General features: G+C 69.9%; 22 protein-coding genes and 3 pseudogenes. 13 read left to right on the top strand and 12 right to left on the bottom strand.

Translation table 11 applies throughout. The features are described from left to right. Positions 1-79 precede the first annotated feature (79 nt). Positions 80-682: a TetR/AcrR family transcriptional regulator gene (locus ABFY07_RS29245; RefSeq protein WP_346177376.1), complete on the bottom strand. Its 603-nt coding sequence runs from the start codon at positions 680-682 to the stop codon at positions 80-82. 10 nt (positions 683-692) lie between these two features. On the opposite strand from ABFY07_RS29245, the gene ABFY07_RS29250 reads away from it, so the two are divergent. From ABFY07_RS29250 to ABFY07_RS29260, 3 genes are all read left to right on the top strand, one after another. After that, on the top strand, positions 693-1955 hold the full coding sequence (locus ABFY07_RS29250) for a metal-dependent hydrolase family protein (protein WP_346177377.1): 1263 nt from the start codon (positions 693-695) through the stop codon (positions 1953-1955). Beyond that, positions 1952-2806 carry an alpha/beta hydrolase gene (locus tag ABFY07_RS29255; protein ID WP_346177378.1) on the top strand — a complete coding sequence of 285 codons (855 nt, stop codon included), beginning with the start codon at positions 1952-1954 and terminating at the stop codon, positions 2804-2806. Before ABFY07_RS29250 ends, ABFY07_RS29255 begins: the two co-directional genes overlap by 4 nt. 320 nt (positions 2807-3126) lie before the next feature. Next, positions 3127-5871, top strand: coding sequence for an alpha/beta hydrolase (locus ABFY07_RS29260; protein WP_346177379.1), 2745 nt, complete (start codon positions 3127-3129; stop codon positions 5869-5871). Positions 5872-6105: 234 nt separating this feature from the next. On the opposite strand, the gene ABFY07_RS29265 is transcribed toward ABFY07_RS29260, so the two are convergent. Next, the gene (locus tag ABFY07_RS29265) at positions 6106-6327 is read right to left on the bottom strand and encodes a hypothetical protein (protein WP_346177380.1); all 222 of its coding nucleotides are present in this window, start codon (positions 6325-6327) and stop codon (positions 6106-6108) included. Positions 6328-6633: 306 nt separating this feature from the next. Further along, positions 6634-6987 (bottom strand): PP2C family protein-serine/threonine phosphatase, encoded by a 354-nt coding sequence (locus ABFY07_RS29270; protein WP_346177381.1) that lies wholly within the window; start codon positions 6985-6987, stop codon positions 6634-6636. Between the two features lie 264 nt (positions 6988-7251). On the opposite strand from ABFY07_RS29270, the pseudogene ABFY07_RS29275 reads away from it, so the two are divergent. Next, positions 7252-7401 (top strand): annotated as a pseudogene (locus ABFY07_RS29275) (IS701 family transposase); the annotation flags it as partial. Positions 7402-7549: 148 nt separating this feature from the next. Here ABFY07_RS29275 and ABFY07_RS29280 read toward each other — a convergent pair. The 6 genes from ABFY07_RS29280 to ABFY07_RS29305 form a co-directional block, all read right to left on the bottom strand. Beyond that, positions 7550-7927 carry a nuclear transport factor 2 family protein gene (locus ABFY07_RS29280; protein ID WP_245738536.1) on the bottom strand — a complete coding sequence of 126 codons (378 nt, stop codon included), beginning with the start codon at positions 7925-7927 and terminating at the stop codon, positions 7550-7552. Next, a complete protein-coding gene (locus ABFY07_RS29285) occupies positions 7924-9345 on the bottom strand; it encodes an FAD-dependent oxidoreductase (RefSeq protein ID WP_346177382.1) in 1422 nt (473 codons plus the stop codon). Before ABFY07_RS29285 ends, ABFY07_RS29280 begins: the two co-directional genes overlap by 4 nt. An 8-nt stretch (positions 9346-9353) precedes the next feature. Next, positions 9354-9884 (bottom strand): hypothetical protein, encoded by a 531-nt coding sequence (locus ABFY07_RS29290; RefSeq protein ID WP_346177383.1) that lies wholly within the window; start codon positions 9882-9884, stop codon positions 9354-9356. Between the two features lie 125 nt (positions 9885-10009). Next, positions 10010-10948 (bottom strand): 4-hydroxybenzoate octaprenyltransferase, encoded by a 939-nt coding sequence (gene ubiA / locus ABFY07_RS29295; protein ID WP_346177384.1) that lies wholly within the window; start codon positions 10946-10948, stop codon positions 10010-10012. A gap of 179 nt (positions 10949-11127) precedes the next feature. Further along, the gene (locus tag ABFY07_RS29300; protein ID WP_346177385.1) at positions 11128-12690 is read right to left on the bottom strand and encodes a class I adenylate-forming enzyme family protein; all 1563 of its coding nucleotides are present in this window, start codon (positions 12688-12690) and stop codon (positions 11128-11130) included. Between the two features lie 281 nt (positions 12691-12971). Continuing rightward, a complete protein-coding gene (locus ABFY07_RS29305; protein WP_346177386.1) occupies positions 12972-15047 on the bottom strand; it encodes a glycoside hydrolase family 36 protein in 2076 nt (691 codons plus the stop codon). 430 nt (positions 15048-15477) lie between these two features. On the opposite strand from ABFY07_RS29305, the gene ABFY07_RS29310 reads away from it, so the two are divergent. The 7 genes and pseudogenes from ABFY07_RS29310 to ABFY07_RS29340 form a co-directional block, all read left to right on the top strand. Beyond that, on the top strand, positions 15478-16266 hold the full coding sequence (locus ABFY07_RS29310; RefSeq protein WP_346177387.1) for a GntR family transcriptional regulator: 789 nt from the start codon (positions 15478-15480) through the stop codon (positions 16264-16266). A gap of 177 nt (positions 16267-16443) precedes the next feature. Continuing rightward, on the top strand, positions 16444-17739 hold the full coding sequence (locus ABFY07_RS29315) for a D-tagatose-bisphosphate aldolase, class II, non-catalytic subunit (protein WP_346177388.1): 1296 nt from the start codon (positions 16444-16446) through the stop codon (positions 17737-17739). Continuing rightward, positions 17736-18893, top strand: coding sequence for an SIS domain-containing protein (locus ABFY07_RS29320; protein ID WP_346177389.1), 1158 nt, complete (start codon positions 17736-17738; stop codon positions 18891-18893). The genes ABFY07_RS29315 and ABFY07_RS29320 overlap by 4 nt, the downstream gene beginning before the upstream one ends. 49 nt (positions 18894-18942) lie before the next feature. Continuing rightward, positions 18943-19935: a BadF/BadG/BcrA/BcrD ATPase family protein gene (locus tag ABFY07_RS29325; RefSeq protein WP_346177390.1), complete on the top strand. Its 993-nt coding sequence runs from the start codon at positions 18943-18945 to the stop codon at positions 19933-19935. Continuing rightward, on the top strand, positions 19932-20882 hold the full coding sequence (locus tag ABFY07_RS29330) for a DMT family transporter (RefSeq protein WP_346177391.1): 951 nt from the start codon (positions 19932-19934) through the stop codon (positions 20880-20882). Before ABFY07_RS29325 ends, ABFY07_RS29330 begins: the two co-directional genes overlap by 4 nt. A gap of 95 nt (positions 20883-20977) precedes the next feature. Next, positions 20978-21829, top strand: a complete 852-nt coding sequence (locus ABFY07_RS29335; RefSeq protein WP_346177392.1) for a class II fructose-bisphosphate aldolase — start codon at positions 20978-20980, stop codon at positions 21827-21829. 59 nt (positions 21830-21888) lie between these two features. Next, positions 21889-22050, top strand: a pseudogene (locus ABFY07_RS29340) (transposase); the annotation flags it as partial. Between the two features lie 168 nt (positions 22051-22218). On the opposite strand, the gene ABFY07_RS29345 reads toward ABFY07_RS29340, so the two are convergent. Both ABFY07_RS29345 and ABFY07_RS29350 read right to left on the bottom strand, forming a co-directional pair. Beyond that, positions 22219-22836: an integrase core domain-containing protein gene (locus ABFY07_RS29345; protein ID WP_346177393.1), complete on the bottom strand. Its 618-nt coding sequence runs from the start codon at positions 22834-22836 to the stop codon at positions 22219-22221. Between the two features lie 525 nt (positions 22837-23361). After that, entirely contained in the window at positions 23362-24054 is a 693-nt protein-coding gene (locus ABFY07_RS29350; protein WP_346177394.1) for a FadR/GntR family transcriptional regulator, read from the bottom strand. 189 nt (positions 24055-24243) lie between these two features. Here ABFY07_RS29350 and ABFY07_RS43235 point away from each other — a divergent pair, with 189 nt between their 5' ends. Both ABFY07_RS43235 and ABFY07_RS29360 read left to right on the top strand, forming a co-directional pair. Continuing rightward, positions 24244-24426, top strand: coding sequence for a hypothetical protein (locus ABFY07_RS43235; RefSeq protein WP_428837029.1), 183 nt, complete (start codon positions 24244-24246; stop codon positions 24424-24426). A gap of 99 nt (positions 24427-24525) precedes the next feature. Further along, positions 24526-24714: pseudogene (locus ABFY07_RS29360) on the top strand (DUF2630 family protein); the annotation flags it as partial. A gap of 283 nt (positions 24715-24997) precedes the next feature. On the opposite strand, the gene ABFY07_RS29365 reads toward ABFY07_RS29360, so the two are convergent. Continuing rightward, positions 24998-26308 carry a ricin-type beta-trefoil lectin domain protein gene (locus tag ABFY07_RS29365; protein ID WP_346177428.1) on the bottom strand — a complete coding sequence of 437 codons (1311 nt, stop codon included), beginning with the start codon at positions 26306-26308 and terminating at the stop codon, positions 24998-25000. Positions 26309-26351 lie beyond the last annotated feature (43 nt).

Raw genomic sequence — 26351 nt, forward strand, 5'->3', positions numbered from 1 at the left:
TTGTCGTCACCTTCCGTCGCCATACCCCACCGCTGTCGCACAGGTGCGCCGGTGCTCAGCTGTGGGGGCCGAAGGCCGCTCAACGTTCCGGACATGATCGTGGAGCGGGTCGGCCCTCGCGCATGCGCAGGATCAAGGTGACCGCGTCCTCCCGGCGGGTTCCGGGAGTGAGGAGTTCCTGCAGGAGGAGGCCGCGAATCGCGGCAACGGTGACGGTGGCCACATCCCGCGCTTCCCTCGCCTCGAGCCCTTCGCGTTCCGCGAGTGAGGACAGCATCGCGGTCAGGTCGCCGAGCGACTCCACGAACTCACGGAAGTCCTCGGGGCCGTACGCGGCCAGTCCGACGACGTAGAAGAAGCCGCGGACACGCGACAGCTGCTCCGGCCGGGTGTAAGTACGCCAGATCGCCCTGACGAAATCGTCGAAGGTGCCCTGCTGGGCGGCCTCCAGAAGTGCCTCGTTGTCACGGGATCGCTGCGCCTTGAGCATGGCGGCCAAGACGCCCCAGAGTGACCCGAAGTGGTAGCGCAGCAGGGCGTGGCTGGTCTCGATTCGGGCGGCGATCTCACGGAGCGACATCTCCGGCGGGGGCAGGGTCTCGCCGAAGGCGTCGAGAAGCCGTGCCAGGAGTCGCTCGCGCGCGCTGCCGTTGCGTTGCGAGGTTGACAGGATCACTCCCACAGTTTATCCATTGGAAAAGAAGATTCGCAACGGCGAAGGATCGACGATGAGACCTGCTCATGTGGCCGGCGCGACGGTCATCGACGGAACGGGGCGCGACCCCTGCAAGCTCGGCCTCACGATCGAGAACGGCCGCATCACCCGTCTCGGGGCCTCCAGCGCGCACGGCGAGCGTCTCGATGCCGAGGGATTGACGATGACGCCCGGCCTGATCGACGCTCACGTCCACCTGGGCCTGTCGAGCCCGATCCAGCCGCACTTCTCGTTTCGGATCAGCGCCGCCGAGATCGCGGCGGACATCTTCGCCACGGCCGGCGCGGCGCTCGACGCCGGCTTCACCACCGTTCGCGACACCGGCGGGATCGACGGCGGTGTCGTCACCGCGATCGCGAAGGGCAAGGTCAGAGGGCCGCGCGTCCTGTCGTGCGGACCTGTTCAGTGCCAGATCGGCGGGCACGGCTACTACGGAGCCGAATGGGAACCCACCGAGCTGTGGAACAGCCACCACATCGCGGGCCTGTGCGCCCTCTCCATGATGGCGGGCAACGCGGACGAGCTGCGGCACAACGTCCGCGAAGCCTTCCGTCGCGGAGCCTCCTTCCTGAAGCTCTGCGTGACCGGCGGAGTGGTGGGCGCACATGATCGACTGAGCGACACCCAGTTCACCGTCGAAGAGATCGCTGTCGCAGTTCAAGAAGCTGCGGCACGGAACACCTATGTGACCGTTCACGCCCACAACAACGAAGGCATACGAAACGCGGTCGAGGCCGGGGTGCGCTGTGTCGAGCACGGCACCAGCCTCGACGAATCCACAGCGGCCCTGATGGCCGCTCGCGAGGTCGCCCTCGTGCCCACGTTCGCTGTCGTCGAGCAACTGCTGCACGACACCGCCGGAGCCGGTCTCGCCGAGTCGACCCGCGACCGGGCCAAGGGCGTACGCGAGCAGATGACACAGGCGCTCGCTGCCGCCAAGCACGCCGGAGTACGGATCGGGCTGGGTTCCGACCTCATCGGTCCGGCCCAGGACCGTCGTGGCAAAGAACTCAGCCTGCGCGCGGCCCTCGAGACGCCGATGGAAGCGCTCGTGGCGGCGACCCGGACCAACGCCGAGATCCTCGGCCTGTCCGGCCAGGTGGGTGTCATCACTCCCGGCGCGCAGGCAGACCTCGTTCTGTGGAACGGCAACCCGCTCGAAGACCCGGAACTGTTCTCCGACCCCGCCAACGCCGTCCTCGTGATCCAGGCCGGCCGAATCGTAAAGGACCTCAGATGAGCACCATGTGGCAGGGCTGCCTCCCCCACACCGACTACTTCGAGATGCGCTCCAGCGGGGGGCACGACTACGGCGTCTGGGTCACCACGCCACCGGGCTACGACCCTGCCGCGGCGCAAGCGCCTGTCGTGTACGTGCTCGACGGCAACTGGGCCGTGGGCATGACCGCCCCACTCATCGTCACGCAGCTGGACCCCATGCAGTCGATTCAGCCCTACGTCCAAGTCAGCGTGGGTTACGCGGGCGAGGAAGCGGAGCACTGGTCGCGGTTGCGCAACCGCGACCTCGTGCCCCCCGGCGAACCCATCGCGCAGGAGTACATCGACGCGGTGGAGATGGGGATCGAAGCGGGGACGATGACTCGCGAGCAAGCCGACGCCTACCTCGCTGAATTGAGCGACAGCCGCGGGGACGTGTTCCTGGAGTTCCTCACCGACGACCTGCACCCGCGGATCGAACGCGACTACGGCACAGCCCCGAGCGGTCACGGCCTCTTCGGCTATTCGTACGGCGGACTCTTCAGTCTCTACGCCTGGCTCACCAAGAGCACGTTCTTCGAGAGCATCGGCGCGGGCAGCCCCGGCATTGTCAATGCAGACAGTCAGGTCTTCGCTCGTCTTCAAGCAATGGGTGACACCCTGCCCGCCACCAAGCTTCACGTGACCTTCAACGACCGCGAGCTGCTCGGAGAGCTGGCGGTCTACCAGAGTCTCGCGAAGAACGCGGCCACGTTCCTTCACCGCCTCACCTCACGCGGCGGATCCGTCACCAGCGCACTCATGCACGAAACGCACGTGACCGGGTTGCAGGCATCGTTCCTCAGCTACCTCAGGACCTGCCGCGCCCAGTGAGCCTGGATGCCGCAGCTCTCGTTGCGTCCCATGTGACCGGCGTCGGTGACGCAGGATGTCCGGGACCATGCTCACGCATGTAGGGGATGGCAGGTCGCGGATCGCAGGCGCCCCGTGCGGCGCTGCCCGACGACGTATCGGAGAGCGATCAGTGGCACTGGCTTGATCACGTCGCTCGCCCGCTCTCGGCATCTCCTCACGGACAACCCACAGACACCTCTCCCCCGTCCTAGGTGGCGCGAGAGGCGCCCGGGACGGACGGGACGTCTGCGCACGGGGTTTTGAGGAGAGGATCATTGATCCGTGCCCGGCGAATAGGTGTGACCGCCTTGGCGGTGCTGGCGGCCCTGGCGGGCTCACCCGGACTGGCACAGGCCGGACAGCCGCGCCCATCCGGGCAGTTGAGCGCGACGGCCGACAACCAACTCCCGCCGGGGTGGCGGATCGACGGGGAGGGCGGGGCGCGTGAGCTGGTCTGGCGCGCGCCGAAGGCCGTGCCCATGGGGGATGCGCGGGTCGAGTTCCGTACCGGGGGCCGGCTGCTCGGAGTGCCGAAACCGGCGAGGGATGGGCGGACCTTCCGGCTCGTACTCGGCACGACGCGGCCCGAGCGGCTGACGGCCCTGCGCGTGACGGCCGCGGGGCGCCGGCTGGACGCGGCGGCCGACGACACGCACAGGTCCGGGCCGCGCGTGGCACGGAGGCCCGCGCAGGCGCCGGCGAACGGAGTCGATCCGGGCAAACCCGGCTCGTACCGCACGGTCACCGGGGAGTACGACCTCGCCCCGGTGCGCCTGCCCGGGTTCGACACCCCGGTGGAGATGACCGCCGAGGTGGTGGCGCCGAAGGGGGCCACCGGCAGCCGGCCGCTCGCGCTGTTCCTGCACGGCCGCCACGAAACCTGCTACAAGCCGGGCTCCGAGGACGGCGTGACCGGCGACTGGCCCTGTGCGGACGGTTTCAAGCCGATCCCGAGCCACCTGGGCTATCTGCGCGACCAGCGACTGCTGGCCTCACAGGGCTATGTGACGGTGTCGATCTCGGCGAACGGCATCAACGCCCAGGACTGGCAGGCCGAGGACTCCGGCGCGCAGGCGCGTTCCTCGCTGGTACGGCAGCACCTCGCCCACTGGGCCGACTGGACCGCCCATCGCTCCTCCGCCCCGGCCGTCGTACGCAAGGCGGCGAAGGCCGACCTCTCCCGTGTCCTGCTCGTCGGCCACTCGCGCGGTGGCGAGGGCGTCAACCGGGCCGCCATGGACAGTCTCTACCCGCCGCCGGCCGCCGAGGACGGCTACCGGGGTCCGGTGCGCTGGAAGGTGCGCGGGACTGTGCTCATCGGACCGACGATCTTCGGCCAGAATCCAGTCGCCGACGTGCCGTCCGTGACGCTGCTGCCGGGCTGTGACGGCGACGTGTCGGACCTGCAGGGCGAGAACTTCGTCGACGGGACGCGCGGGATCAGCCGGGGTACGGCACTGCACAGCGCGGTCTACCTGGTCGGCGCCAACCACAACTACTTCAACAGCGAGTGGACCCCGGGCGAGGCCGCCGCACCGGCCATGGACGACTTCGGGACCGACCCGGAGCAGCCGGATCCGGTGTGCACGCCGGGTGCCGCGACCCGGCTGACCGCCGCCCAGCAGCACAAGGCGGGCGCCACATACATCGCCGCCGCGGCCCGGCTCTTCCTCGTCGGGGACGATCGGGTGCGTCCGCTGCTCGACGGGTCCGGCAAGCGGGCCCCGTCCGCGGACCCGGCCCGGGTGCTGACCCACGCGGTCGGCGGCCGTCGCAGCGGTGGTTTCCTGCCGGACGGCGGGGTAAAGGTGACCGGTGCCCGGCGGTGTTCGGCGGTCGACCCCGACCCGGCAGTGGCCTGTCTGAACCCGGAGGCCCCCGGATCGTCACCGCACTTCGCGTGGTGGGAGGCGGAACCGGAGACCGGCCGCGGCGCGGTGGCCCTGAAGTGGTCCGCGCCGGGCACGGCCGCGCATATCACTCCGGCCAAGCCGCTCTCCCTCCGCGACTCCCAGAAGCTCGCGCTCCGGGTCTTCGTACCGCCGAACACGACCGGCACGAAGTTCGACGTGTCCGTCACCGACTCCTCCCACCGTCGGGCGACACTGGGCTCGGTCCAGGTGGACGGGCTCCCGGGCTCCGCGAACACCGCCTCCTACTGGGCTCAGGAGCTGCGGGTCCCGCTGTCGGCCGCGACCCGGGCCGGGCTCGATCTCCGGCATGTCACGTCCCTTGAGCTGACGCCCCGTTCGCAGTCCGGGCAGGCCTGGCTGATGGACGCCTGGGGCTGGGCGCCCGGCACGTGGCCGGTGAAGGCCGCCGCGCTGCCGCGCGTCGACGTGGGCCGCACGGTCGTCAAGGAGGGCGACTCGGGCACCCGCACCTACCGGATTCCGGTCGAGATCTCCGGGCACGGCAGCGGGCAGGTCCGCGTGTACGTCCTCGACCCGGACGGTGGCCGGGCCGAGAACCGGCTCGTGACCGTACGGCCCGGCAGCGACGCGATCGACGTGCCGGTCGAGGTGAACGGCGACACGGTCTACGGTGACGACGTGGCCCACGACATCGCCGTGAAGGCCGTCCACAACGCCGTCGTCGGCAAGCACCGGGGCGGGCTCACCGTCGAGAATGACGACCCCGCGCCGGTGATCACCCTCTCTCCGGTCGCGGACCGGGTGCCCGAGGGAGAGACGCTGACCTGGCGGTTGTCCCTGGACGCGCCCACGGCGGTGGACATCTGGCAGCCGGTGCGGGTACTTCCGGTCGCCGAGGGCGCCGAGCTGTCCACCAAGGACGTGGACCCGCAGTGGCTCAAGGACTGGTCCGGTGACGCGCCCGACCCCGAGCGGCCGCTGTCCGACGCGGACCTGTGGGTATGGCTGAACATCCCGCCCGGGAGCACCAGCGTGGACTTCGCCGTACCGACCGTGCGGGACCACGTGGCCGAGCCGACCGAGTCGATGCGCCTCGAGCTGACCGACGACAACGCCGAGCCGCTGCCCGGCAAGCCGGTGCTGACGGGGACGGTGCTCGACAAGCCGTAAGCACCAGGTACGACGGATCGTGAGCACCCTCTTGCGCGGGGTCCGGCCTGTCCGGGCCCCGCGCTTCACAGGGCCGCGCGGATCCCGACCGCCCCGTCCCGCCCCCGTCGGGGCGGGAGTGGATGTCCACCGCCCGGCCGGCCCTGCCGATCGGGGCGAACGCGCTGCGCGTCGCCCCGGCTCTCGAGCGGGCGGCCAAGGACGGCTGAACCGCCGGGGGCACGGCCGGGCCGGTCACCACGCCGAACGCTGCCGGCCGGCCAGGGCGCGGACGCGTTCGGCCGCGCCGTGAAGGGTGCGGGCGAAGACGGTGTCGCCTTCGGCGGTCTCGATCAGGGCGGCGGCGACGTCACCGAGGTGTCCGTCCTCGGGCGCGAGCAGGAGGTGCACACCGGCGCGGACGGCGGCCACCGCGGTCCGGGGGGCGGTACGCCCCCCGGAGCGTGGCAGGGGCATCGAGGTCGTCGCTGACGATCAGGCCCTCGAAGCCCAGGTCCCGAAGGAGCGCGACCGTGGCGGGGGCTCCTCACCCCTGAGCAGCGGAGTGGCGTGGCCTGGCACCGCTTCCTCGCCTTCCCGAACATCTGGTACAAGCACGACGCCCGGTGGGGCAACCCCGACGTGCCCGACCTCGACGCCAGCGGCGAAGCGTGGTCCACATCGCTTCGATCGACAACCTCGCCAAGCGGGTAACGGACCAGACCGTACCCGCCTGGCGAGGGACCGCCGGCATTTAAGCCGACAAGATTCTAAAGAAAGGACCTAGCCTGCGAGCGGCCCGGGGTTGAGGCGGAGATCCGATTCTGCAACGGCTCCCACGACGATGGGGACATCGCCGAGGCGGGCACTTGGCGGGATGGGAGATCCTTTGCCGAGCCCGCCAGGAATGTCGTTTTCATCGAGAACCACAACGTCCGCGATGACTGCAGTGACGTTATCAGGGCCACCACCGCGCAGTGCCAGTTGTATCAGTTCCTGAATCGCCTCTTGCGGAACCTGCCGATCAGCCAGCACCTCAAAAATAGACTGGGGGCCAACAACGTTCGACAACCCATCCGAGCAGAGGAGGTAGCGGTCCCCGGGATGGCATTTACGGATGGAGGCATCAGGCACCATGTCGACACCATGTTCGGGCTGCTGTCGCAGCGTCGAGCGGAAGAACTGCTGGCAGCCGGCCGAACAGGTCGGCCGTGCCCGGCCCGAGCCGATGCAGCGTCTGCTGTGCTACGTCCGCTGGGACGCCGAGTCGGTCCGCGACGAGGTGCGTGCCTACGCCGCCGAACACCTCGGCGCCGACGGAAGCGTTCTCGTGGTCGACGCAACCGGTCCACCGGCGAACTCGCCTTCTACCTGTGCGGGTCACCCACCGAGGGGCCCCTGTCCGCACTGGTCCACGTCGCCGGTTTTCGGTGGAGCGTCGAGGGGTGCTTCCAGGCCGCCAAGGGCCAAGTCGGGCTCGACCACTACGAGGTCCGCAACTGGGCCTCCTGGCACCGGCACATCACGCTCGCCATGCTCGCCTGGCCTTTCTGACCGCCCTCGCCGCCGAAGGGGCCCCGAACGGCCCGTCGATGCGTACCACCCCGTCCGGGCGGCGCGGCGGGACGTGTGGCAACCGCGGCCCGACCCTTCTCGGCAGCTACCGGCGCATCGGCGAAGGCCCGTACGCCGGGTCTGGTCAGCCCGGCGGACGGGTGTACCGGTTGCGCAGGTTCGTGATCAACCCATCGGTGTCGACGGTCGCGTGCTCGACCCCGGCCGCGGTCATCAGGCTGCCGTCGGCCCGGCGCGCCGCGACGACCCAGTGTGACTCGATCGTGCCGTCCTCGAGAATCGTGGTTGTCCAGTAGTGCTTGCTCTCGGCCACCGCCGCCACGAACACCCGGTAGAACTCCATGATGGCGGGCATGCCGGTCACCGGCTCGTCGCGCAGCCTCACGGTGGCGTCCGGCGCGAAGATCGTGGGGAGCTCCGCCAGCGCCGAGGGGTCCCGCACGGCGCGGTCGGCGAGCTCCATGTAGCGGTCGAGTGCTGTGTGCGTCATCTGGCCCGTCACGTCGTCTCCGTCATCGTGTACTCCTGCCGGATCCGCTCCTCCGGCACACCGTTGACCCGCGCCGCGCGAAGCACCAACGCCGGTGCCATCAGCGACGCCGGATGGGCGGTCATGAACCCCACCGCCCGCAGGGCCGTGCCGACCTGCTCGTCCCGGCCCGCTGCCTCCCGCACCTGTCGCAGGGCCCACGCCTGCCGCCGCCCCTGATCGGTGGCCGGTGGCGTTGCCAGGCCCAGCCGGATGGCGTCGCCGGCCGTGGACGTCTGCCACGCGGCTTCGACGACGACCTTTTCCAGCTCGAGGAAGTGCCGGGCCGGGGCGTCCAGGTCGGGGCCGGAGCGCAGGTACTCCGACAGGCAGGAGGCGTGGAGCGCGGCCGAGGACATACCTTGCCCGTACAGGGGGTTGAACGAGGCGACGGCGTCGCCGAGGACCGCCAGGCGGGCGGGGAAGCGGTCGAGCGCCTCGAAGTGGCGCCACCTGCTGTCGGGGTGGCGGTACGGGACGACCTCGCCGACGATTTCGCCCTTGACGGCTTCCTGGAAGATCGGTGGCAGCTCACGGCACCGGGCGACGAACTCGTCGGCCGTGCGGCTCTCGGCGCCGTTGCCGAAGTGGGCGAGCATCACCGCCCACTGCTGGTTCTCGATCGGGTTGACCGCCGCTCCGGCGATGTCCTTCGGGAAGTGCGGGCTGTAGCGGGAGATGCCGCTGAGGGGGCCGTCCCAGTCGGCCGAGCGCGTGAAGCGGGCAGACAGGTAGCGGATGTCGGCCTGGAGCCGTTGCGTCTCCGGTCGGGGCCAGCCGCCCTGCTCCAGCCAGTCACTCAGCCTGCTGCCGCGGCCGGAGGCGTCGACGACGAAGTCGGCTGGGACGACGACGTGGTCGCCGCCGACCGCGTAGCGCACCGACTCGACGGCGCCGCGCGCGTACCGCAGCCCAATGACGCGTCCACTCACCAGCTCGACGTTGGGCAGTGCGAGCGTGCGCCGACGGATCAGCGACTCCAGGAAGGGGCGACTGCTCCCCACGAACTGCGCGTTGGGCGTGGCGATCTGCTCGACGTCGTCGAGGTAGGTGGCGGTGCGCTCCGGACCGCACGAGACAGCACCCCCGGCAAGGGCCTGTGTCACGACACCGGGGAAGAAGCGTTCGAGCTGCGCGCGACCGCCGGGCAGCAGGAGGTGCACCTGGGAGCCCTGCGGGACGCCGGGACGAGCCGCGCCGCTGGGCGCGGCTTCCGGCTGGTCGGGCTCGATGATCACGACACGGTTGGCGTGGTCCGCGAGCACGCGGGCCGCGACCAGGCCGGCGACGCCGCCGCCGAGCACGCAGGCGGTGCCGAGACGAACCTCGGTGCGGACCGGCGGGACGGTGGTGGTGAGCCGCTCGAAGACCGCGGCGGGAGAGTTCGGCATGGGATCCCTCATGCGTCGTGGACGGCGTCTCGATCGAGGAGACTTGGCAGGAAAGCCTCCCGCACGAGACTGACGGGCACGGTTCCACGGCACAGCAGTGCGGTGACGGTCAGCACGGGAGCGTCGGCGTCGCAGGGCGGTCGCACGGCGGGTTCGAGGCTGGTCGGTTCGGACGTGACCATCACGCGCCGCACTCCACCGCCCGCCGCCAGCACGGGCCCCAGCGGTGCGTTGGTGGTGCTGAGCACGGCGCGTTCCTCGGGGCTTATGCGGTCGAGCGCCACGACGGCGCTCGCGGTGACGACCTTTTCGGTCCCGGCGCGCAGGTGAACGGTGCGGAACTGCACACGGGCACCCGTCGAGAGCCGCATCAGTTCGGCCACCCGCTCCGGCGGCAAGAAGGGGTCTCCCTCCGCCTGCGCCGAACCCCCGCCGAATGTCCGCCCGGCAGGCGGGACGGGTAATTGGCCATCCGCGCGGTGGCGGATCTCCGCGGTGACCGGAGCACCGCACCACTCCTCCAGCACCTCGGTGGCCAAACTCGCCGGCTCCCGCAGGAGCGCCACGAACTGGGCCAGGCTCCGCGACTCCGTGCGCACGGACCAGGGGCCTGCAGACATGTGTTTCCTCCGCCGTCACTCCGGTGCGACCGCGTGGCCGCGCCTCAAAAAACGCTCCCCGCAACGATGGCGACGAGCACGAGCCACCCGAAGAAACGGTTTGCCATGAACTTGTCCCGGCAGTCGGCAGGGTTGTCGATGTCCACCGTCACCACCTGCCAGGCCAGGTGCGCCACGCCCGGCAGAAACAGCGCGTAGAACGTCCAGTGCAGACCGGCGACGGCTCCGGCGGCCACGATCCCGACCACGGTCGCCCCGTAGAACCCGGCGACCCAGGGCCGGGTCGCCCTGCCGAGGCGCAGCGCGAGGGACTTCACCCCCACCTGCACGTCGTCCGCCTTGTCCTGGTGGGCGTAGATCGTGTCGTACCCCAGCGTCCAGAAGACACCGGCGACGAAGAGCAGGAGCGCGGGAGTCTCGATCCTTCCGGCCACCGCGAGCCAACCCGCGAGGATGTAGCAGCCGAACACCATCCCCAGCCAGGCCTGCGGCCAGTAGGTGATCCGCTTCATGAACGGGTACGCGACCACCAGCGGATAGGAGGCGGCCACGAACACCGCCGCCGGAACGCTGGCCACAGCCAGCACGAGCAGCCCCGCCACCGCCTGCACCACGGCGAAGACAAGGGCTCCCGTGACCGTGACCGTACCGGCCGCGAGCGGCCTCGCGACGGTACGTGCCACCCGGGCGTCGAACTCGCGGTCGGCAAGGTCGTTGACGACGCAGCCGAAGCCGCGCACCAGCACCCCACCGACCGTGAACAACAGCACCTGCCGCCAGTCGGGCAGCCCCGCCGAGGCGAGCGCGATCCCCCACAGGCCGGGGAGGAGGTACAGCCAACTGCCTATGGGCGCGTGCATACGCGCCAGTTGCAGATAGGGGAGGACGGCCTTCGGCGCACGCGGCACGACTGACGCCGCGATGCTCGGCACGACAAACCGGTATGGCGTGCCCTGCTGTGAGGGTTGAGCGGAAATATCCATCACCTGACCGTGCGAGGACTATTTTCGTGACTCTCGCAGAAAGCCCACCTCGGCTGAACACGGCTTCCCCGTGATCTCGGACACTGGTGATTTCCTTATGGGCCATCGATTCGTTGGCGGCGCAGTGAGCCGTTGCGTGAACCCCGCCTTGTCCTCACGGTGTTGGCCGAACCGAGTGTTCACGTTCGAGGCGCATTCGACTCCGGACAGTGACGATGGGGCTGGACGAACTCGTCGCCCTGTGCGCGGAGTACCCTGCGCAGCACTTTGCCGTTGCCGTTGCGGGGCAGTGTGTCCAGCCATACGACGTCCTGCGGAACCTTGTACCAGGACAGGGTGGATCGGGCGAGCTCGACCAACTCGGCGGCGAGCGCGTCGTCACCCCGCACCGGCCCTTCGTCGGGCGAACCGGGTGCCGCGGCGGCGACGACGTAGGCGCGCAGGCTCGTGTCCCCGGCCGGGCGCCGCACGGAGCTGACCGCCGCCTCCAGCACGCGCGGGTGGCTCTCCAGCAGGCGTTCGACCTCGCTCGGCACCACGTTCTGTCCGCCGATCACCTCGACGTCGTCGAGCCGGCCGTGCGCGTGCACGACACCGTTCTCGTCGATGGAGGCGAGGTCGCCGGTCGGCCACCACACGTCGGTCAGGATGTCGGGTCCGAGGCTGCCGCGGGCGACGCCGCGGGTGGCGACGGGGACGCGGATGTGCAGCTCGCCCCTGCCGCCCGTGGGCAGCTCCTGTCCGTCGGCGTCGACGACACGCACCGGCCTGCCGGGCAGGGGCGGACCGACCGCCGACGGCACGTCGTAGACCGCGGGCGGGCCGACGGCGACGCCACCGGCTTCCGTCGTGCCGTAGGTATTGAGCAGCCGGGGGCCCATGATCGGGACCAGTTGCTCGCGCAGTCGCGCGGTGAGCACTTCCCCGGCGCAGAAGGCCTGACGGACGTTGCCCAGTACCTCGGCATGGCCGGGTTCGAGCAGCAGCCGCGCCAGGAAGCTCGGCTGCGCGAACAGGACGGTGACGTTGTGGCGGCGCATGAGTTCGACCGCGGCGGCCGGGGTCGCGCGGGGCCGCGACAGCACGGCCACCTGTCCGGTTTCGAGGGTGGTGAACACCGACGCGCTCAGCCCGCCCACGAAGTACATGCGCGACACCGAGAGCCCGACGGTGTCGGGTCCGCTCACCAGGCCGGGCGCGCGTGGGGCGCCGAGGTCGCGATGGCGGAAGAAGCACAACTTCGGCGCCCCGGTGGTGCCGGAGGTGAACACGGCCAGCGCGGCGGCGTCCCCGCCCGCGGCGAACACCTCCTCCGGCTCTGCCGCCACGAGCGGACCGACCTCGCTGGTGGGAGCCGGCCCGCTGTCCCGGAGCCACCCGGCGGTCTCCGGGTCGACCACGACAAGCGCCGGTTCAGCCGTGACCACGTCGCGCGTCAGATCCTCCCGGCTCATCTGGACGTTCACCGGCACCGCGACGAGACCCGCCTGCCACGCGCCGAGCAGACACCACACCATCTCCACACTGTCGGGCAAGGCGAGCAGCACCCGGTCACCGGTGCGCAGACCGTGCGACCGGTATCCGGCCGCCACCCTCGCCGCCCCGTCGAACACCTCCGCGAAGGTCCACGCCCGGCCGTCGGCATGGAACGCGGTCCGTTCGCTCCACCCCTTCTCGCGCACATGATTCGCCCAACGGCGCGTCAAGTTCTCGGGTATGTCCACCCGATGCTCCTGTCTCATCCGGGAAACGTCGCCCCATTATGGCTGGCGCGAATTGGCCGGTCTCCGGCGTCTCAGGGGGGTTCGGGCGGCGTCAGACCGTTTCCGCCGGCTCTTGGACCGTGTCGCGGGCCCGATGACGATCAGGGTGCCGCGCTGCGGCGGGGTGTCCGGTACCAGGCGGGGCATGCGGGACTCCACGTCACAGGTGGAGAAGCGGGGGCCCGGCAAACCTGTGACACGCCACTCGCATTATCAAGAGTGTCGCCCCGGCCGCCCGGCCGCCCGGCCGCCCCGGCTGATCAGTCGATGGGCTCGGCCACGATGAGCTGGAACCGCTCGAAGGACAGCTTCACGGTGTTGTGCTGAGCAGTGGCAGTTCCGAGTGACTTGCCGGTGAACGGGTCGGTCAGGCGGTACCGCGTGCGGTCCAGACCGCGCAGCTCGACCGTCCCGTCCCACTGGTCGGCGTAGAAGGCGTAGTGGAGGGTCCGCTTCTTGGCCACGACATGCGCCTCGGGCTTGTCGAAACCGATGTCGTACAGCTCACCGCGGTACTCGCCGGTGGACAGCATGTTCTTCTCGTACAGGGACACCCACTTGCGCCAGAGGACCTCCTTCTCCGGGGTGAGGTCGGTCGCCTTGTCCGGGGCTCCGGTCCCGGGGAGGGTGAACTTGGTCGACAGGACGGCTCCGACCCCGTAAGAGGACGCGAAGTCGTTCCCGCCGTCGCTCAGTTCGACGTGGTCGCCGGCGTAGCTGCTGCCCGCGCCCATCAGCGCCTTCATCGACTTGCCCTTGCTCCGGACCTGGTAGGAGGACTCCGGGTCCGAGCTGGGGTACTGGTCGACGTAGGGCAGGTTGTGGAAGGCGAAGGCGGTGCCGCAGGGGCATAGCTCGACGAGGGCGTCGGGGTTCGCCTCGTGCGCGGCTTCGTGGATCGCCTTCCAGAACAGGGCCACGCCCTCGGTGGATTCCTCGGGGCGGGCGTGCCGGTGCTTCGGGTTGTAGCAGGGCGCGACGCTGTTGAGGTGCTGGCCGTCGATCTTGAGCCCCTCGTAACCCCAGTCGCCGATGAACCTCTTCGCCTGCTCGACGAAATAGTCCACCGTCGGCTGGTAGGCCGGACAGAGGGTGTAGGCGTCCCACCAGGTGACGTCCTGCTTGTTGCCGTCGCGGTCCAGCAGCAGCATGTCGGGCCGGTCCCGGAACAGGTTGCTGTCGGGGTCCGCCGCCAGCGGGGCCCACCACAGGCGCGGCCGCAGACCGGCGTCCCGTATCTCCTTGGTGAAGGCCCGCATGTCCGCTTCGCCGCGCGGGAACTTCGCCGTGTTGATGTCCCAGTCGCCCTCGTTGCTCTGCCAGCCGTCGTCGAGCACGGCCCAGCGCAGACCGACCTCGTGCGCCTTCGGCAGCGCTCCGGTGATCTGCTCGATGGCGAAGTCGCGCTCGTAGCCCCAGGCACACCAGATGGGCTCGAAGGCCGAGGCGGGGACCTTGGGGGCGCGCTGGCCGATGTCGCTCATGTAGTCGCGGTACCGCTGGAGCGGCACGAAGTGGTCGCCCGGGAGGGCGGTCAGGAACGTGGTGTCGGTGCTGAGCCGACGGCCCGGCTTCAGGGTGCGGGCGGTGTCGTCCTGGATGGCGATGCTCGCTCCGGCGTCCGTCTTGCGGACCGGCATGCGCAGGACCGTCGCCACGGGCTCGACATGTCCGACGGAGAGACCCGCGCCCCGGCGCCAGACGGTTGCCAGCGGGGTGCCGCCGCCGTAGTCGGAGGAGTCCATCCCCAACGAGTTCTCCTGGACAAAGCCGTCATTCACCGGCATCACCCAGTCGCGGCGGTCCGTGTACGTGGTACCGGAGAAGGTGTAGAAGCCGTCCGGAGTCTCCAGGAGTTCGTGGGCTCCGTTGCGCCACCCGGTCACCTTCAGCGCGGTGGAGGACCTGTTGGTGTAGGTCACCTTCATCACGATCATGCCGGTAAGACGCTCGAAGGAGGTCAGCACGACCGTCTTCTGTACGCCTTCCTTGGACGTGCCCTCGATGGTCACCCGGACGCCCGCGCCGTGGCGGGGGTGCCGGATGCCGCGGGTCCGGTGCCCGCGGTAGGCGAACGCCTCGATGGCCTTGCCGCCCACCAGCAGGGCTTCGCCGGCGTCGAAGCGGGTGAGGTCGACGCCCTCGAGCGCCACCCGGCTTCGCAGTTGGTCGTCGAACTCCAGGGTGATGGAGGTGTCGCCGACTCCGACGAGGTCAGGATCCGAGTTCGGTGCGGCGGCCGCGGGTGAGGCGCCCATGGCCACGGCGGGGAGGGCGGCCAGGCCGGCACCCCCCAGCGCCACCTTCAGTACGCTTCGCCGGTTCATGTCCGTCATGTCGAACTCTCTTTCGGTCGTGCGTGCCCGACTGGGGCAGCCGCCTTTTGTCCGTCGTTGTGGATCGTCGAAGTCGAGCCGCACGCTCGCGACGAAGCGACCGTCCGTAAGGCTGGTCGATGCCTGGTCTACTACCGGTTTTCGCAGGGGGTCGGCTGGGGTCGGGGGAACGGCTTATCGTCCGAACGGGTGCCCCAGCGCGAGGTCGCCTCCGGCGGCAGCGGGCGGGCACCCGCGGTGAGCTGCGACAACGCTGCGTCGATCACCGGCGGGTGCCCGGGGCACGGCGAAACGGAAGGTCGCTCACGGGCGACTTCTTCATCTCGTGTGGTCTGCTTCGAGAACGTAAGCGGTATGCGAGTGGCATGTCAACGGGTGGGGCCTCCTCGACGAGCGTTCGGGCTATCGATCGGATTGGTATGCTTCTGGTATGACAGATGCGAGACCGTCGATGCCCAGAGGCCTGTTCGGTGACGACGTCCTCCCGTTGTACGAGCGCACAGCCACGCAGTTGCTCGACGACCTGCGCGCCGCTGCCGCCCGCCCCGGTGACCGGCTGCCCTCCGAGCGGGCTCTGGCCGACCGGTACGCCGTGTCGCGCGTGACGCTGCGAGCGGCCCTCGCGCAATTGGAGTCGCGGGGCATCGTGCGGCCGTCGTCGTCGCGCGGGTGGTTCGTCGCCGAGCTCGGCCTGCCCCCCGAGGCGACGACGACGTCCGCCTCGGCGGCCCCGCAGGTCCAGGGATTCGCCGACTATGCGCAGGTCAACGGCTTGACCGCGGCCGGCAAGGTGCTCTCCGCCACCGTTCGCCCGGCCACGGTGTCCGAGGCCGAGCAGCTCCGGATCGCTCCGGGCGCCGACCTCTTCGACCTCCACCGACTACGCTTCCTCGACGGTCTGCTCGTCGCGCTCGAGCACAACCGGCTTCCGTTGGCGGCCTGCCCTGCCCTGGCCGAGACCGACTTCAATACGGCCTCGCTCTACGCCACCCTGCGCGCCGCCGACCCGCCGCAGCTGCCCCGCATCGCCGACTATTCGGTCGAGGCCCGCCACCCGACGCCACGGGAGATCGAGCTGTTCGAGATCGAGGAGACCATGCCGATGCTCGTCGCGACCCAGCTGACGTCGAACCAGGAATCACGCCCGATCGAACTGACCGTCCAGGTCTACCGGGGGGACCGCTACCGGTTCCGGGCCTCCATCACCAACCAGACTTAAACGGTCACCAGCCGGACTTGGACGATCGCCGCGGATCTACCGGCTCGACTGGGCAATACCAGTTGCATGCCAGAATAAGACTATTGACGACCCCAAATAAGACCAGTACTGTCCGAAATGAGCCGCGGGCCATGACGGCACATTGGCTTGAGATGCACATTGAGTAAGGGGTTGGCAATGCAGAGCCCATTGAGCGAGGTGGTCCGGCGTCAGAAGGCCGGACAGCCGCAGGGCATCACCTCGGTGTGTTCGGCTCATCCGCTGGTCATCGAGGCAGCCGTGGTGCAAGCACGGGAGACCGGCGGTCATGTACTGGTGGAGGCGACCTCGAACCAGGTCGACCAGTACGGCGGTTACACGGGCATGCGGCCCGCGGACTTCCGCGACCTCGTGTACGGCATCGCCGCCGAAAGTGGTCTGCCACTGGACCGCCTGATTCTCGGCGGCGACCACCTCGGACCGAACCGGTGGCAGTCCCTGACGCCCGACGAGGCGATGGAGCGGGCCGACGCCCTGGTCGCCGCCTACGTGGCGGCGGACTTCACCAAGATCCACCTGGACTGCAGCTTCGCCTGCGCCGGTGACCCCGTGCCGCTGACCGACGACGTGGTCGCCGAACGCGCCGCGCGGCTGATCCGGGTGGCCGAGGAGACGGCCGGTCCCGAGCGGGCCGAGCGGATCCGGTACGTGATCGGTACCGAGGTGCCCACACCCGGCGGCGCGCACGAGACGCTCGCCGCGCTCGCCCCGACCACGCCCGAGGCGGCACGCACCACTCTGGAGCAGCACCGCAAGGCGTTCGCCCAGCACGGCATCGACGAGGTCTGGCCGCGTGTCATGGCCCTCGTGGTCCAGCCGGCCGTCGAGTTCGACCATGCGCAGGTCGTCGACTACCGGCGCGAGCTGACCGAGGAGCTGCGCAAGGTCCTCGACGACGAGCCCACCATGGTCTACGAGGCCCACTCGACCGACTACCAGACCGCCGAGACGCTCACCGCGCTGGTCGAGGACCACTGGGCGGTCCTCAAGGTGGGCCCCGGGCTGACCTTCGCCCTGCGCGAGGCGCTGTTCGCCCTCGCCGCGATCGAGGACGAGCTGGTCCCGGCCGCCGAGCGGTCACGCCTTCCCGAGGTCGTCGAGGAGCGGATGCTCGCCGAGCCCGCCAAGTGGGAGGGCTACTACCCGGGCAGCGCTGCCGAGCAGCGCCTCGCACGCCGCTACAGCTACAGCGACCGGATGCGTTACTACTGGCCCGACCCTGAGATCGAAAAGGCCCAGGCCCGGCTGATGGACAACCTCTCGGCCGTGGACGTCCCCCTGCCGCTGCTCAGCGCCCACCTCCCACTCCAGTACGCCCGCGTCCGCCACGGCGAGCTCGCCGCCCGGCCGCGCGACCTGGCCGTGGACCACGTCCGCGACGTTCTGCGCGACTACGACCGCGCCTCCCACCCCCACCTGATGGAGCACGTGTGACCACGCCCTCCGGCACCCTGTCCCTGGACGACGGCGCCGCCCACACCGCCCGCGAGATCGCCCAGCAGCCCGCCCTGTGGCGGGAGGTCGACCGGATCGTCGCGGGCTCCCGGGAGTCGCTGGACGCCTTCGTGCGTCCGCTCGTCGCCCGCGGTGACCTGCGCGTCGTACTCACCGGTGCCGGCACCTCCGCGTTCGCCGGCCAGGTGCTCCAGCCCGCCCTGGCCCGGCGCCTGGGACGCCGCGTCGACGCGGTCCCCACCACGGATATCGTCGCCGACCCCCGCGGCTGTCTCGCCGAGGACGTTCCCACGCTGCTGGTCTCCTTCGCGCGCTCGGGTGACAGCCCGGAGTCCGTGGCCGCCACCGCCCTGGCCGACCAGGTCCTCTCCGAGGTGCACCACCTCGTGATCACCTGCAACGAGCAGGGCCGCCTGGCCCGCGAGCACGCGGAGCTGCCGAAGTCCCACGTGCTGCTGATGCCGGCCGCGTCCAACGACCGCGGTTTCGCCATGACGTCGAGCTTCACGTGCATGACGCTCGCGGCACTGCTCGCTCTCGGCGGCAGCGCCTACGACGGGGTCGCCGAACGCCTCGCCGAGGCGGTCGAGTCGATCTGCGAGAGCGACGCCGTGGACCGCACCGTCGGCGCCCTCGTGGCCCGCGTGCCCGAGCGCATCGTCTTCCTGGGCAGCGGCCCGCTGAAGGGCCTCGCCGAGGAGTCGGCGCTGAAGGTGCTCGAACTCACCGGTGGGAGGCTCATGGCCGTCTCGGAGACCTCGCTGGGATTCCGGCACGGCCCCAAGGCGGTGCTCAACGACCGTTCGGCCGCCGTGGTGTACATGTCGAACGACCCCTACACCCGCAAGTACGACCAGGACATCGCCGCGGAGCTGCGCGGAAATCTTCCCGCCGGCAGCGTCGTCACAGTCTCCGCGGGCCCCGACGCGGAAGCGGACGGCAACGACGCCTGGCCGCTGCCGGGCCTCGATGGCGTCGAGGACGTCGCGCTGGCGCTGTCCGCTGTGGTGTACGCCCAGCTCATCGCCCTGCGCGCCTCCCAGGCCCAGGGCCTGCGGGCCGACAACCCGTTCCCCTCGGGTGAGGTCAACCGCGTCGTGCAGGGCGTGACCCTGCACTCCTTGCACCACTGATCAAAGGCATCAACGGCGCGGATCCAGGGCGCCTGACGGAGGTACAACGATGTTCCTAGGTGTCGACGGTGGCGGTACGAAAACCGCATTCTGCCTGGTCGACCGCGGCGGACAAGTCGTGGCGCGAGCGCAGGCGGCAAGTTCGTACTACTTCTCCCACGGCATCGAGCTCGTCGAGCGTGTGCTGGGGGAAGGCGTCGACGCTGTCTGTGCGGCGGCCGAGCTGACCCCCGCCGACATCGAGTACGCCTTTTTCGGCTTGCCCGGTTACGGGGAGGCGGCCCGCGATCTGCCCGTCCTGAACGCGATCCCGCGAGCCGTGCTCGGGCACGACCGCTACGCCTGCGACAACGACATGGTCTGCGGCTGGGCTGGTTCACTGGGCGCGGTCGACGGCATCAACGTCATCAGCGGCACCGGCTCCATGACCTACGGCGAGCGGCTGGGCCGGAGCGTGCGCGTCGGTGGCTGGAGCGAGATGTTCGGCGATGAGGGATCGGCGCACTGGATCGCGGTCCGCGGCCTCAACGCCTTCTCGCGGATGGGCGACGGACGGCTCCCCGAGGGCCCCCTGGCCGAGGTGTTCCGGCGCCACCTGGATCTCGCGTCCGACCTCGACGTGATCGACGTCGTCCACAACCAGTGGCAGGGCGACCGCGGCCGGATCGCCGCGCTCAGCCGCTCGGTGGCCGAGGCGGCCGGTCTGGGCGACGAGGCCGCCTCGGCGATCCTCGCCGAGGCCGGCCGGGAACTCGCCCTGCTCGTCGAAGTCACCCGCGAGCGGCTGGAGTTCGGCCCGGACGAGACCGTACCGGTCTCCTGCTCGGGCGGCACCTTCGGCGCGGAGGCGGTTCTGGAGGCGTTCGCCACCGGACTGAAGAGTCGTTTCGCCCACTACGACCTGCGACACCCTCTGTACGAGCCCGTCGTAGGTGCCGCCCTGTACGCGGCGAAAATCGCCGGGATTCCGCTCGGCCAGCCCGCGCTCGACGCGCTGCGCATGGCCTCCGGGATCTCCGCCTCAGGAGGGGAAGACCGATGAACAGAGGCACGAAGAGCTGGATCCCGTACGCGTCGCTGCTGGTCCTGTTCTGGGGTGTGTGGGGCGCCTTCTCCAGCGAGCCGAACAGCAGGTACGGCTACCCCAACGAGATGATCTACATCATCTGGGCCTTCACGATGCTCATACCCGCGTACTTCGCGATGCGCGGCCACACGTTCGACCGCCGGCCGATCGCCGCCGTGTACGGACTGATCGCGGGACTAACCGGCGCCGGCGGCCAACTCCTGCTGTTCCACGCGCTCGCCAACGGCCCGGCGTACCTGATCTTCCCCCTGGTGTCGCTCTCCCCGGTGGTCACCGTCCTCATGGCGATGGTGCTGCTGCGGGAGCGGATCAACCGGCTCGCCCTCGTGGGTGTCGTCGCGGCGCTGGCGGCGATCGTGCTGCTCAGCATTCCCAGCGGCAAGGACGACTCGAACTCGCACGGCCCGTGGCTGCTGATGGCCATTCTGATCTGTGTTGCCTGGGGCGTGCAGGCGTTCTGCATGCGCAAGGCCGCGCTGGTCGGGGTCAACGACGCGACGACCTTCGGCTGGATGACCATCAGCGGACTGCTGCTGGTTCCGGTGGCGTTCGCGATGACGGGCGAGTTCCCGTCCGACGCTCCGTGGCAGGCGCCGGCACTCACCGCGGTGACGCAGGTCCTCAACGCGGTCGGCGCGTTGTTCCTGGTCATGGCGTTCAGCCGGGGCAAGGCCACGGTCGTCGCCCCCATCACCAACGCGCTGGCCCCGGTGCTGACCATCGTGCTGTCCCTGGCGGTCTACCGGACGCTCCCGAACGTGTGGGGCGCCCTCGGTATCGTGCTGGCCCTCGCGGGCTCGACCCTGATGGTCTACAGCGACGAGAAGAGCGGCGAGAACTCCGTGGCCCCGGGCGCGGCGGACGACAGCGCGGACGTGAGTCCGGCCCCGCAGAAGTCCTGATCGCCCACATATCCGTACCGGCCGAACCACGTAGCGGTACGGGCCGGCACCGGCCCGTACTCACCGAACCGACATGAAAGCGAGGGGACACCTTTATGCCCCTGGTTCCCACGCGCGAACTCGTCTCGAAGGCCGCCGCCGCAGGCCGGGCCGTCGCGGCGTTCAACGTGATCACGCTGGAGCACGCCGAGGCGATCACCGCCGGCGCGGCCGCCGCGGGCGCCCCGGGGGTGATCCTGCAGATCAGCGAGAACGCCGTACGGTTCCACGGCGGCCGGGTCGAGCCGATCGCGCGGGCCGCGGCCGAGGTCGGCAAGGCCTGTGACGTCGACATCGCACTGCACATGGACCACGTGACGGACATGCGGCTGCTGCGCACGGCGGCCGACGCGGGGTTCTCCTCCGCGATGTTCGACGCCGGGGCGCTGCCGTACGCCGAGAACCTCGCCGCCACCCGCGCCGCGACCCAGTGGGCCCACGGCGCGGGCCTGTGGCTGGAGGCCGAACTCGGCTATGTGGGCGGCAAGCCCGACGCTCCCGCGAGCGCCCACGCGGCCGGGGTGCGCACCGACCCGCAGGAGGCGGCGCGCTATGTCGCGGACACCGGCGTGGACGCCCTGGCCGTCGCCGTCGGCAGCAGCCACGCGATGACCGAACGCTCCGCGACACTGGACCACGCGCTCATCGAACGCCTGCGGGAGGCCGTGCCCGTACCTCTGGTGCTGCACGGTTCGTCGGGCGTCGGCGACGACGATCTGCGACAAGCCGTTCAGGCGGGCATCGTGAAGATCAACATCGGTACCGCTCTCAACGTCGCGTTCACCGGCGCGGTCCGCGAGACGCTGGCGGAGCGCCCCGACCTGACCGACCCCCGTCCCTACGTCGCCCGGGGCCGGGAGACGATGGCGGAGACGGTCCGGGTCCTGCTCGGTGTGGTGAGTGGCTGAGCGGGACCGAAGCTTTCCGTCAACTCGAAGGCGTGCTCTGAAAGTTCTGTTCGGGCGGCCAGTGGCGGGAGATGCCGCAGGAGTTCGGGCTGTGGTCGACGGTGTACGACCACTTCCGGCAGTGGCGTGACGCTGGGGTGTTCCAGGCTCTGATGGACGCGATGATCACGGAAGCCGCCAGGCGGGGCCAGGTGGATCTCTCCTTTCCAGTCCCCACCTGACGCCTCTTACGGCGCCTTTCCTCATCGCTCACCACGACGGTCTTCAGCCAACGCAGCATGAGGCGGTTTGGAGCCTCCCCCCGCAGGGCGACTCCGAAGGGCCAAACCTTCATCTCTCGCACAGCACCATTTCCAGAAGCTGTCCTACTACCAACTCCCTTTTCATGTTCAGGACACAAGACCGGCAAGATCCTCAAGCGGGAGATCACGTTCGTGGACGTCGGGTGGTAGCTGGTTGCGGGCCAGGTGGGGTCGGTATTCGTTGTAGTGCCGCTCATAGGCCGCGAGGACGTGGCGGGCGTGGGCCCCGTTCATGATGAGGACGTGGTCGAGGGCTTCGCGTCGGATGCTGCCGATGACGCGTTCGCGGTGCGCGTTCATGCGGGGAGCCTGTGGCGCACTTGTGAGGATCTCCGTCTCCTCGGACTGGAAGACAGCATCGAAGGCCTCGCCGTACCTGCCATCGCGGTCGCGTGACAAGAAGCGGATCCGGTTCAGGTCCGCAGAGAGGTCCGCGAGGGTTTCGATGAGGTCGGTGAGTGCGGCATCGGCGACCTCGAGGCCCTCGGCCCTGAGGAACACCCGGAAGCTGCGGCGGCCTGCCGGGTCGAGGACGCGCTGGATCAGCCCGGCGGCTTCCAGACGGTCCAGGCGCTTGGTCGTGCCCGCCCGGGACATCATCAGCTCCGCCGACAGGGCCGATAGGGATGAGGCTGTAGAGCGCACCCTGTCTGCGCAGCGTGGCCGGCACGTCGAAGTCGCCTTGTTGATGCCGTGGGCTTCCACCGCCTTCGCCCCTGCGGGTGCGAGCGGTTCTCCGCGACGACGAGCAGCCGGCCCACCACGGCCAGCGCGGTCACGTCCAGGTCGGAGCGCTCTCGTGTCCGGGCGGCTTCCCGAGCACGCGCCCAGCCTCCTGTGCCCGCGAAGCGGGCTGCACGCCAGAACATGCCACCGACCGTAGAGGCGCGCACCCGGTGGCGGACCTCTCGGCGCGAGGACGTCAGGGCTTCGAAAGCCCCCGTGCTCCCGCTCGTCCTCGCCGGGTGCGGACACCGCCGTCAGCAGGGCGAAGGCCACCGCGAAGCCAAGCGTCGTGAACACGTCTCTCGGTCAGAAGCCATGGCTGTCGACGAACGGCCGCCAGGCGGCGAACAGGACGGCGGCGCCCGGCAGCCGTGGTCGACCACCGTGCCGGTTGTGCCGGAGCTTCGGGCCCCGACTTCCGGTAAGAGGCGCCGGAACGCGCCATCGATGTCGCCGGCCGCATGGGGCGTCGGGGCCCGCCTGGCCCACGAGCAGCGCGCGGGGCTACGAGGCGCCGTCCCGGTCCAGGTGCTCGCGCAGCCACTGCTCGGTGGTGCTGACGTGCATGAGGGCGGCGGCCTGAGCGAGGGCGGCATCGCCGGCGGCCAGCGCGTGGTAAATCGCCTTGTGCTCGGCCAGCGTGCGGCCGGCGGCATCCTCGTCGACCAGTCCACGCCAGACACGCGCGCGCAGTGTCCGGCTCGCGATGCCCTCCAGCAAAGTGGCGAGCGTCGCGTTGCCCGTGGCCGCGATCACCGCGCGGTGAAACGCGGCGTCGTGCTCGTTGAGCTCCTCGACATCCTCGCGGGCCGCCTGCATCGCCTCCAGGTGTCGCTCCACCTCCGCGAGCCCCTCGGCCGAGATGCGGCCGGCGGCCAGGCCGGTGGCGACTGGCTCGAACAGTCGGCGGACCTCGGTGAGTTCCAACAGAGTGTCGCCGCGCAGCAGCTCCACCGCGGATCCGATGCCGCCCAGCAGCAGTTCGGGTTCCAGGCTGGTCACGTACGTGCCGTCGCCGCGCCGGATCTCCAGCACCCGGGAGACGGCCAGCGCCTTGACCGCCTCCCGCATCAGATTGCGGGACAGCCCCAGCTCCGCGGCGAGCTGCTGTTCGGGCGGCAGCTTGGCCCCCGGCGGAAGCTCACCCGACTGGACGAGCTCCCTGATGCGGTGGATGGCCTTGTCGGTCAGTGACATACCGGCTCTACCCCCTGCTCCTCCCCGGGCGTCGGCAGCGTACCAACACCTCGCGGCCGCCGCGTCCGTCCTGGTCACAGAGGTGCGAATGTCCACAGCAGGGTTTTCACCGGCGCTTCACGGTCTCGGTCCCGGGCGTCGTGTGCTGCCGGTCGGCGGGAGGTGGCGCCCCGCAGGTATCGGCCGGTGATGAACACGGGGCCGGTGGCGAGGTCGGCCGGGTGTGCCCTGGAAGACGATGGTCCCGCCGTTGAATCCGGCGCCGGGCCCGATGTCGATGACATGGTCGGCGTGGGCGGTCACGCGCTGGTTGTGCTCGATGAGAACGAGGGTTGCCCCGGCGTCGACGAGGTCGTCGACGAGCGCGAGTAGTCGGTCGACATCGCTTCCGTGGAGACCGGCGGTGGGTTCGTCGAGGACGATGCGGAGGTGGTCGGCGGCGCCGGTACGATCCTCGGCCGCATAACGGAAATGATCAACCAGGAGAAGGACCTGCGTGACCGTCTGGCGCAGGACAGCATCGACCAGTCGGCAGAGCACGCGCGTCTGGCCCGGCTGGAGGCCGAACTCGATCGGTGCTGGGATCTGCTGCGGCAGCGGCGGGCTCGGGTCGCCGCAGGTCAGGACCCGGAAGATGCGCGAGTGTTTCCCAGCTCTCGTCCGTCCCGTGTGCGTCGGCTCGCCATCGGCCCGACAGCCGCCTCCCGCAGGCCGGCGAGTCGGCCGCAGCCAACGCAGCCCGCGCCGCCCGGTCAGCCGCGCCGCACGGTCGACCTCGGCTGCCTCTCTCCGGATCCGACCGGGAGACTGTCGCGTCATTCGCGGACGTCACCCGCCTGCGCTCGTGGATCGTCTCAACCATCCATTCCTGGAGGTCCACAGCGCTGACCCAGAACGCTCGGGTGGGGCCGGGCCGGCACCGAGCCGCGCCCGGCCCGGTTTGTCAGTTCACCAGGCGCCAGTGCTGGTTGGCACCGCCCGTGCAACTCCACAACTGGACTTTCGTCCCGTTGGCGGTCCCCTGGCCGCTGGCGTCCAGGCAGAGCCCCGACTGCACCGCTGTGATGGTGCCGTCGGGGTTGACGTTCCATTGCTGGTCCGCCTGCCCGTTGCAGTCCCAGATCGCCGCCGGGGTGCCGTTGCCCGCCGCCTGGCCGACTCCCAAGCACTTGTTGCCGTAGACGACCATCTGCTTTCCGGCGGTGTAGGTCCACCGCTGGTTGGAACCACCGTTGCAGTCCCACAGTTGTGCCTGCGTGCCGTTGGCCGTGGTGGAGTTGTTGATGTCGAGGCAGCGCCCGGACTGCTGCCCCACGATCTCCTGGTTGCCGGAGGACGGTGGCGAATTGGAGTCGAACTGTGTGAGGAACTGCCACACCACTGCCGACGTCCAGGTGCGCCAGCCGCCACCGGTGGAACCGTCTATGGGACCGGGGTCGTGACCTCCGTCGAACGCGGCCCAGACGACGGGATATCCGGACCTGCATCCGGAGTAGGCGGTGATGATGTGCGTCAGGCTTCCGTAGGCCGGCTCGGGCGGGTTCTGCCGGGTGCAGCCGTTCGCCCGGACGAAGGTGTCGCGCAGTTCCCGTCCCGACGAGATGGGCAGCACGTTGTCCCTGATGCCGTGCAGACCCATGTAGGCGACGGGCTGAGTGCCGCCGTTGCACCCGCTGAGGTTCGCGCCGGAGTAGACCGCGACCGCGCGGAAGACCGTCGCCCGGGAGCAGGCGAGGGCGTACGACATCCCGCCGCCGTAGCTGAAGCCGGCGGAGAACACCTGGGTGGTGTCGACGCACAGACCTGATTCGATCTGGTTGACCATGGCGTCGACAAAGGCCACGTCCTGACCGCCGGAGTTGGCCCAGCCGTTGCCGATGCCCTGGGGAGCGACGAAGATCGTGCCGTTGTTCGCGCTGTCCGCCAGGCGCCTCAGGCCGTAGTAGGACCAGTTGTACCCGTCCGTTCCGCCCGAGTCGACGTCCCCCGCCGTGCCGCCCCTCCAGTGGAAACCGAAGATCAGCCGGTAGGGGTGGTTGCTGTCGTAGCCGGCGGGAACTCGCAGGATGTAACTGCGCGTCTGGCCGCCGCTCTGCATCGTGTGGGTACCACTCGTCAGGGTGGGGGCCTTGCCGCAGCCGGCGGTCCCCCGGACGGCGCGGGTGTCCGTGGCCGAGCCCGACGCGCCGAGGCCGCTGCTGAACGCGATGCCCGCGTCTGCCAGGACGAGAAGTATCGCGGCCGCGATGGACATGAAGAGCCGTTTGCGTTTCATGCACTCCTTCTTCCGTGATCCG

The organism is Streptomyces sparsogenes subsp. cuspidosporus (assembly GCF_039532705.1).
GTDB classification, from domain to species: Bacteria; Actinomycetota; Actinomycetes; order Streptomycetales; family Streptomycetaceae; genus Streptomyces; species Streptomyces sparsogenes.

Bases quoted from the DNA above. Each gene is read 5' to 3' on its own strand.
- ABFY07_RS29285 (WP_346177382.1), bottom strand. From the start codon at position 9,345: ATGCCGAACTCTCCCGCCGCGGTCTTCGAGCGGCTCACCACCACCGTC.
- ABFY07_RS29330 (WP_346177391.1), top strand. From the start codon at position 19,932: ATGAACAGAGGCACGAAGAGCTGGATCCCGTACGCGTCGCTGCTGGTC.
- ABFY07_RS29300 (WP_346177385.1), bottom strand. From the start codon at position 12,690: ATGAGACAGGAGCATCGGGTGGACATACCCGAGAACTTGACGCGCCGT.
- ABFY07_RS29365 (WP_346177428.1), bottom strand. From the start codon at position 26,308: ATGTCCATCGCGGCCGCGATACTTCTCGTCCTGGCAGACGCGGGCATC.
- ABFY07_RS29270 (WP_346177381.1), bottom strand. From the start codon at position 6,987: ATGGTGCCTGATGCCTCCATCCGTAAATGCCATCCCGGGGACCGCTAC.
- ABFY07_RS29305 (WP_346177386.1), bottom strand. From the start codon at position 15,047: ATGACGGACATGAACCGGCGAAGCGTACTGAAGGTGGCGCTGGGGGGT.
- ABFY07_RS29315 (WP_346177388.1), top strand. From the start codon at position 16,444: ATGCAGAGCCCATTGAGCGAGGTGGTCCGGCGTCAGAAGGCCGGACAG.
- ABFY07_RS29335 (WP_346177392.1), top strand. From the start codon at position 20,978: ATGCCCCTGGTTCCCACGCGCGAACTCGTCTCGAAGGCCGCCGCCGCA.
- ABFY07_RS29325 (WP_346177390.1), top strand. From the start codon at position 18,943: ATGTTCCTAGGTGTCGACGGTGGCGGTACGAAAACCGCATTCTGCCTG.
- ABFY07_RS29350 (WP_346177394.1), bottom strand. From the start codon at position 24,054: ATGTCACTGACCGACAAGGCCATCCACCGCATCAGGGAGCTCGTCCAG.
- ubiA (WP_346177384.1), bottom strand. From the start codon at position 10,948: ATGGATATTTCCGCTCAACCCTCACAGCAGGGCACGCCATACCGGTTT.
- ABFY07_RS43235 (WP_428837029.1), top strand. From the start codon at position 24,244: ATGAACACGGGGCCGGTGGCGAGGTCGGCCGGGTGTGCCCTGGAAGAC.
- ABFY07_RS29265 (WP_346177380.1), bottom strand. From the start codon at position 6,327: ATGCCCCTGCCACGCTCCGGGGGGCGTACCGCCCCCCGGACCGCGGTG.
- ABFY07_RS29310 (WP_346177387.1), top strand. From the start codon at position 15,478: ATGACAGATGCGAGACCGTCGATGCCCAGAGGCCTGTTCGGTGACGAC.
- ABFY07_RS29255 (WP_346177378.1), top strand. From the start codon at position 1,952: ATGAGCACCATGTGGCAGGGCTGCCTCCCCCACACCGACTACTTCGAG.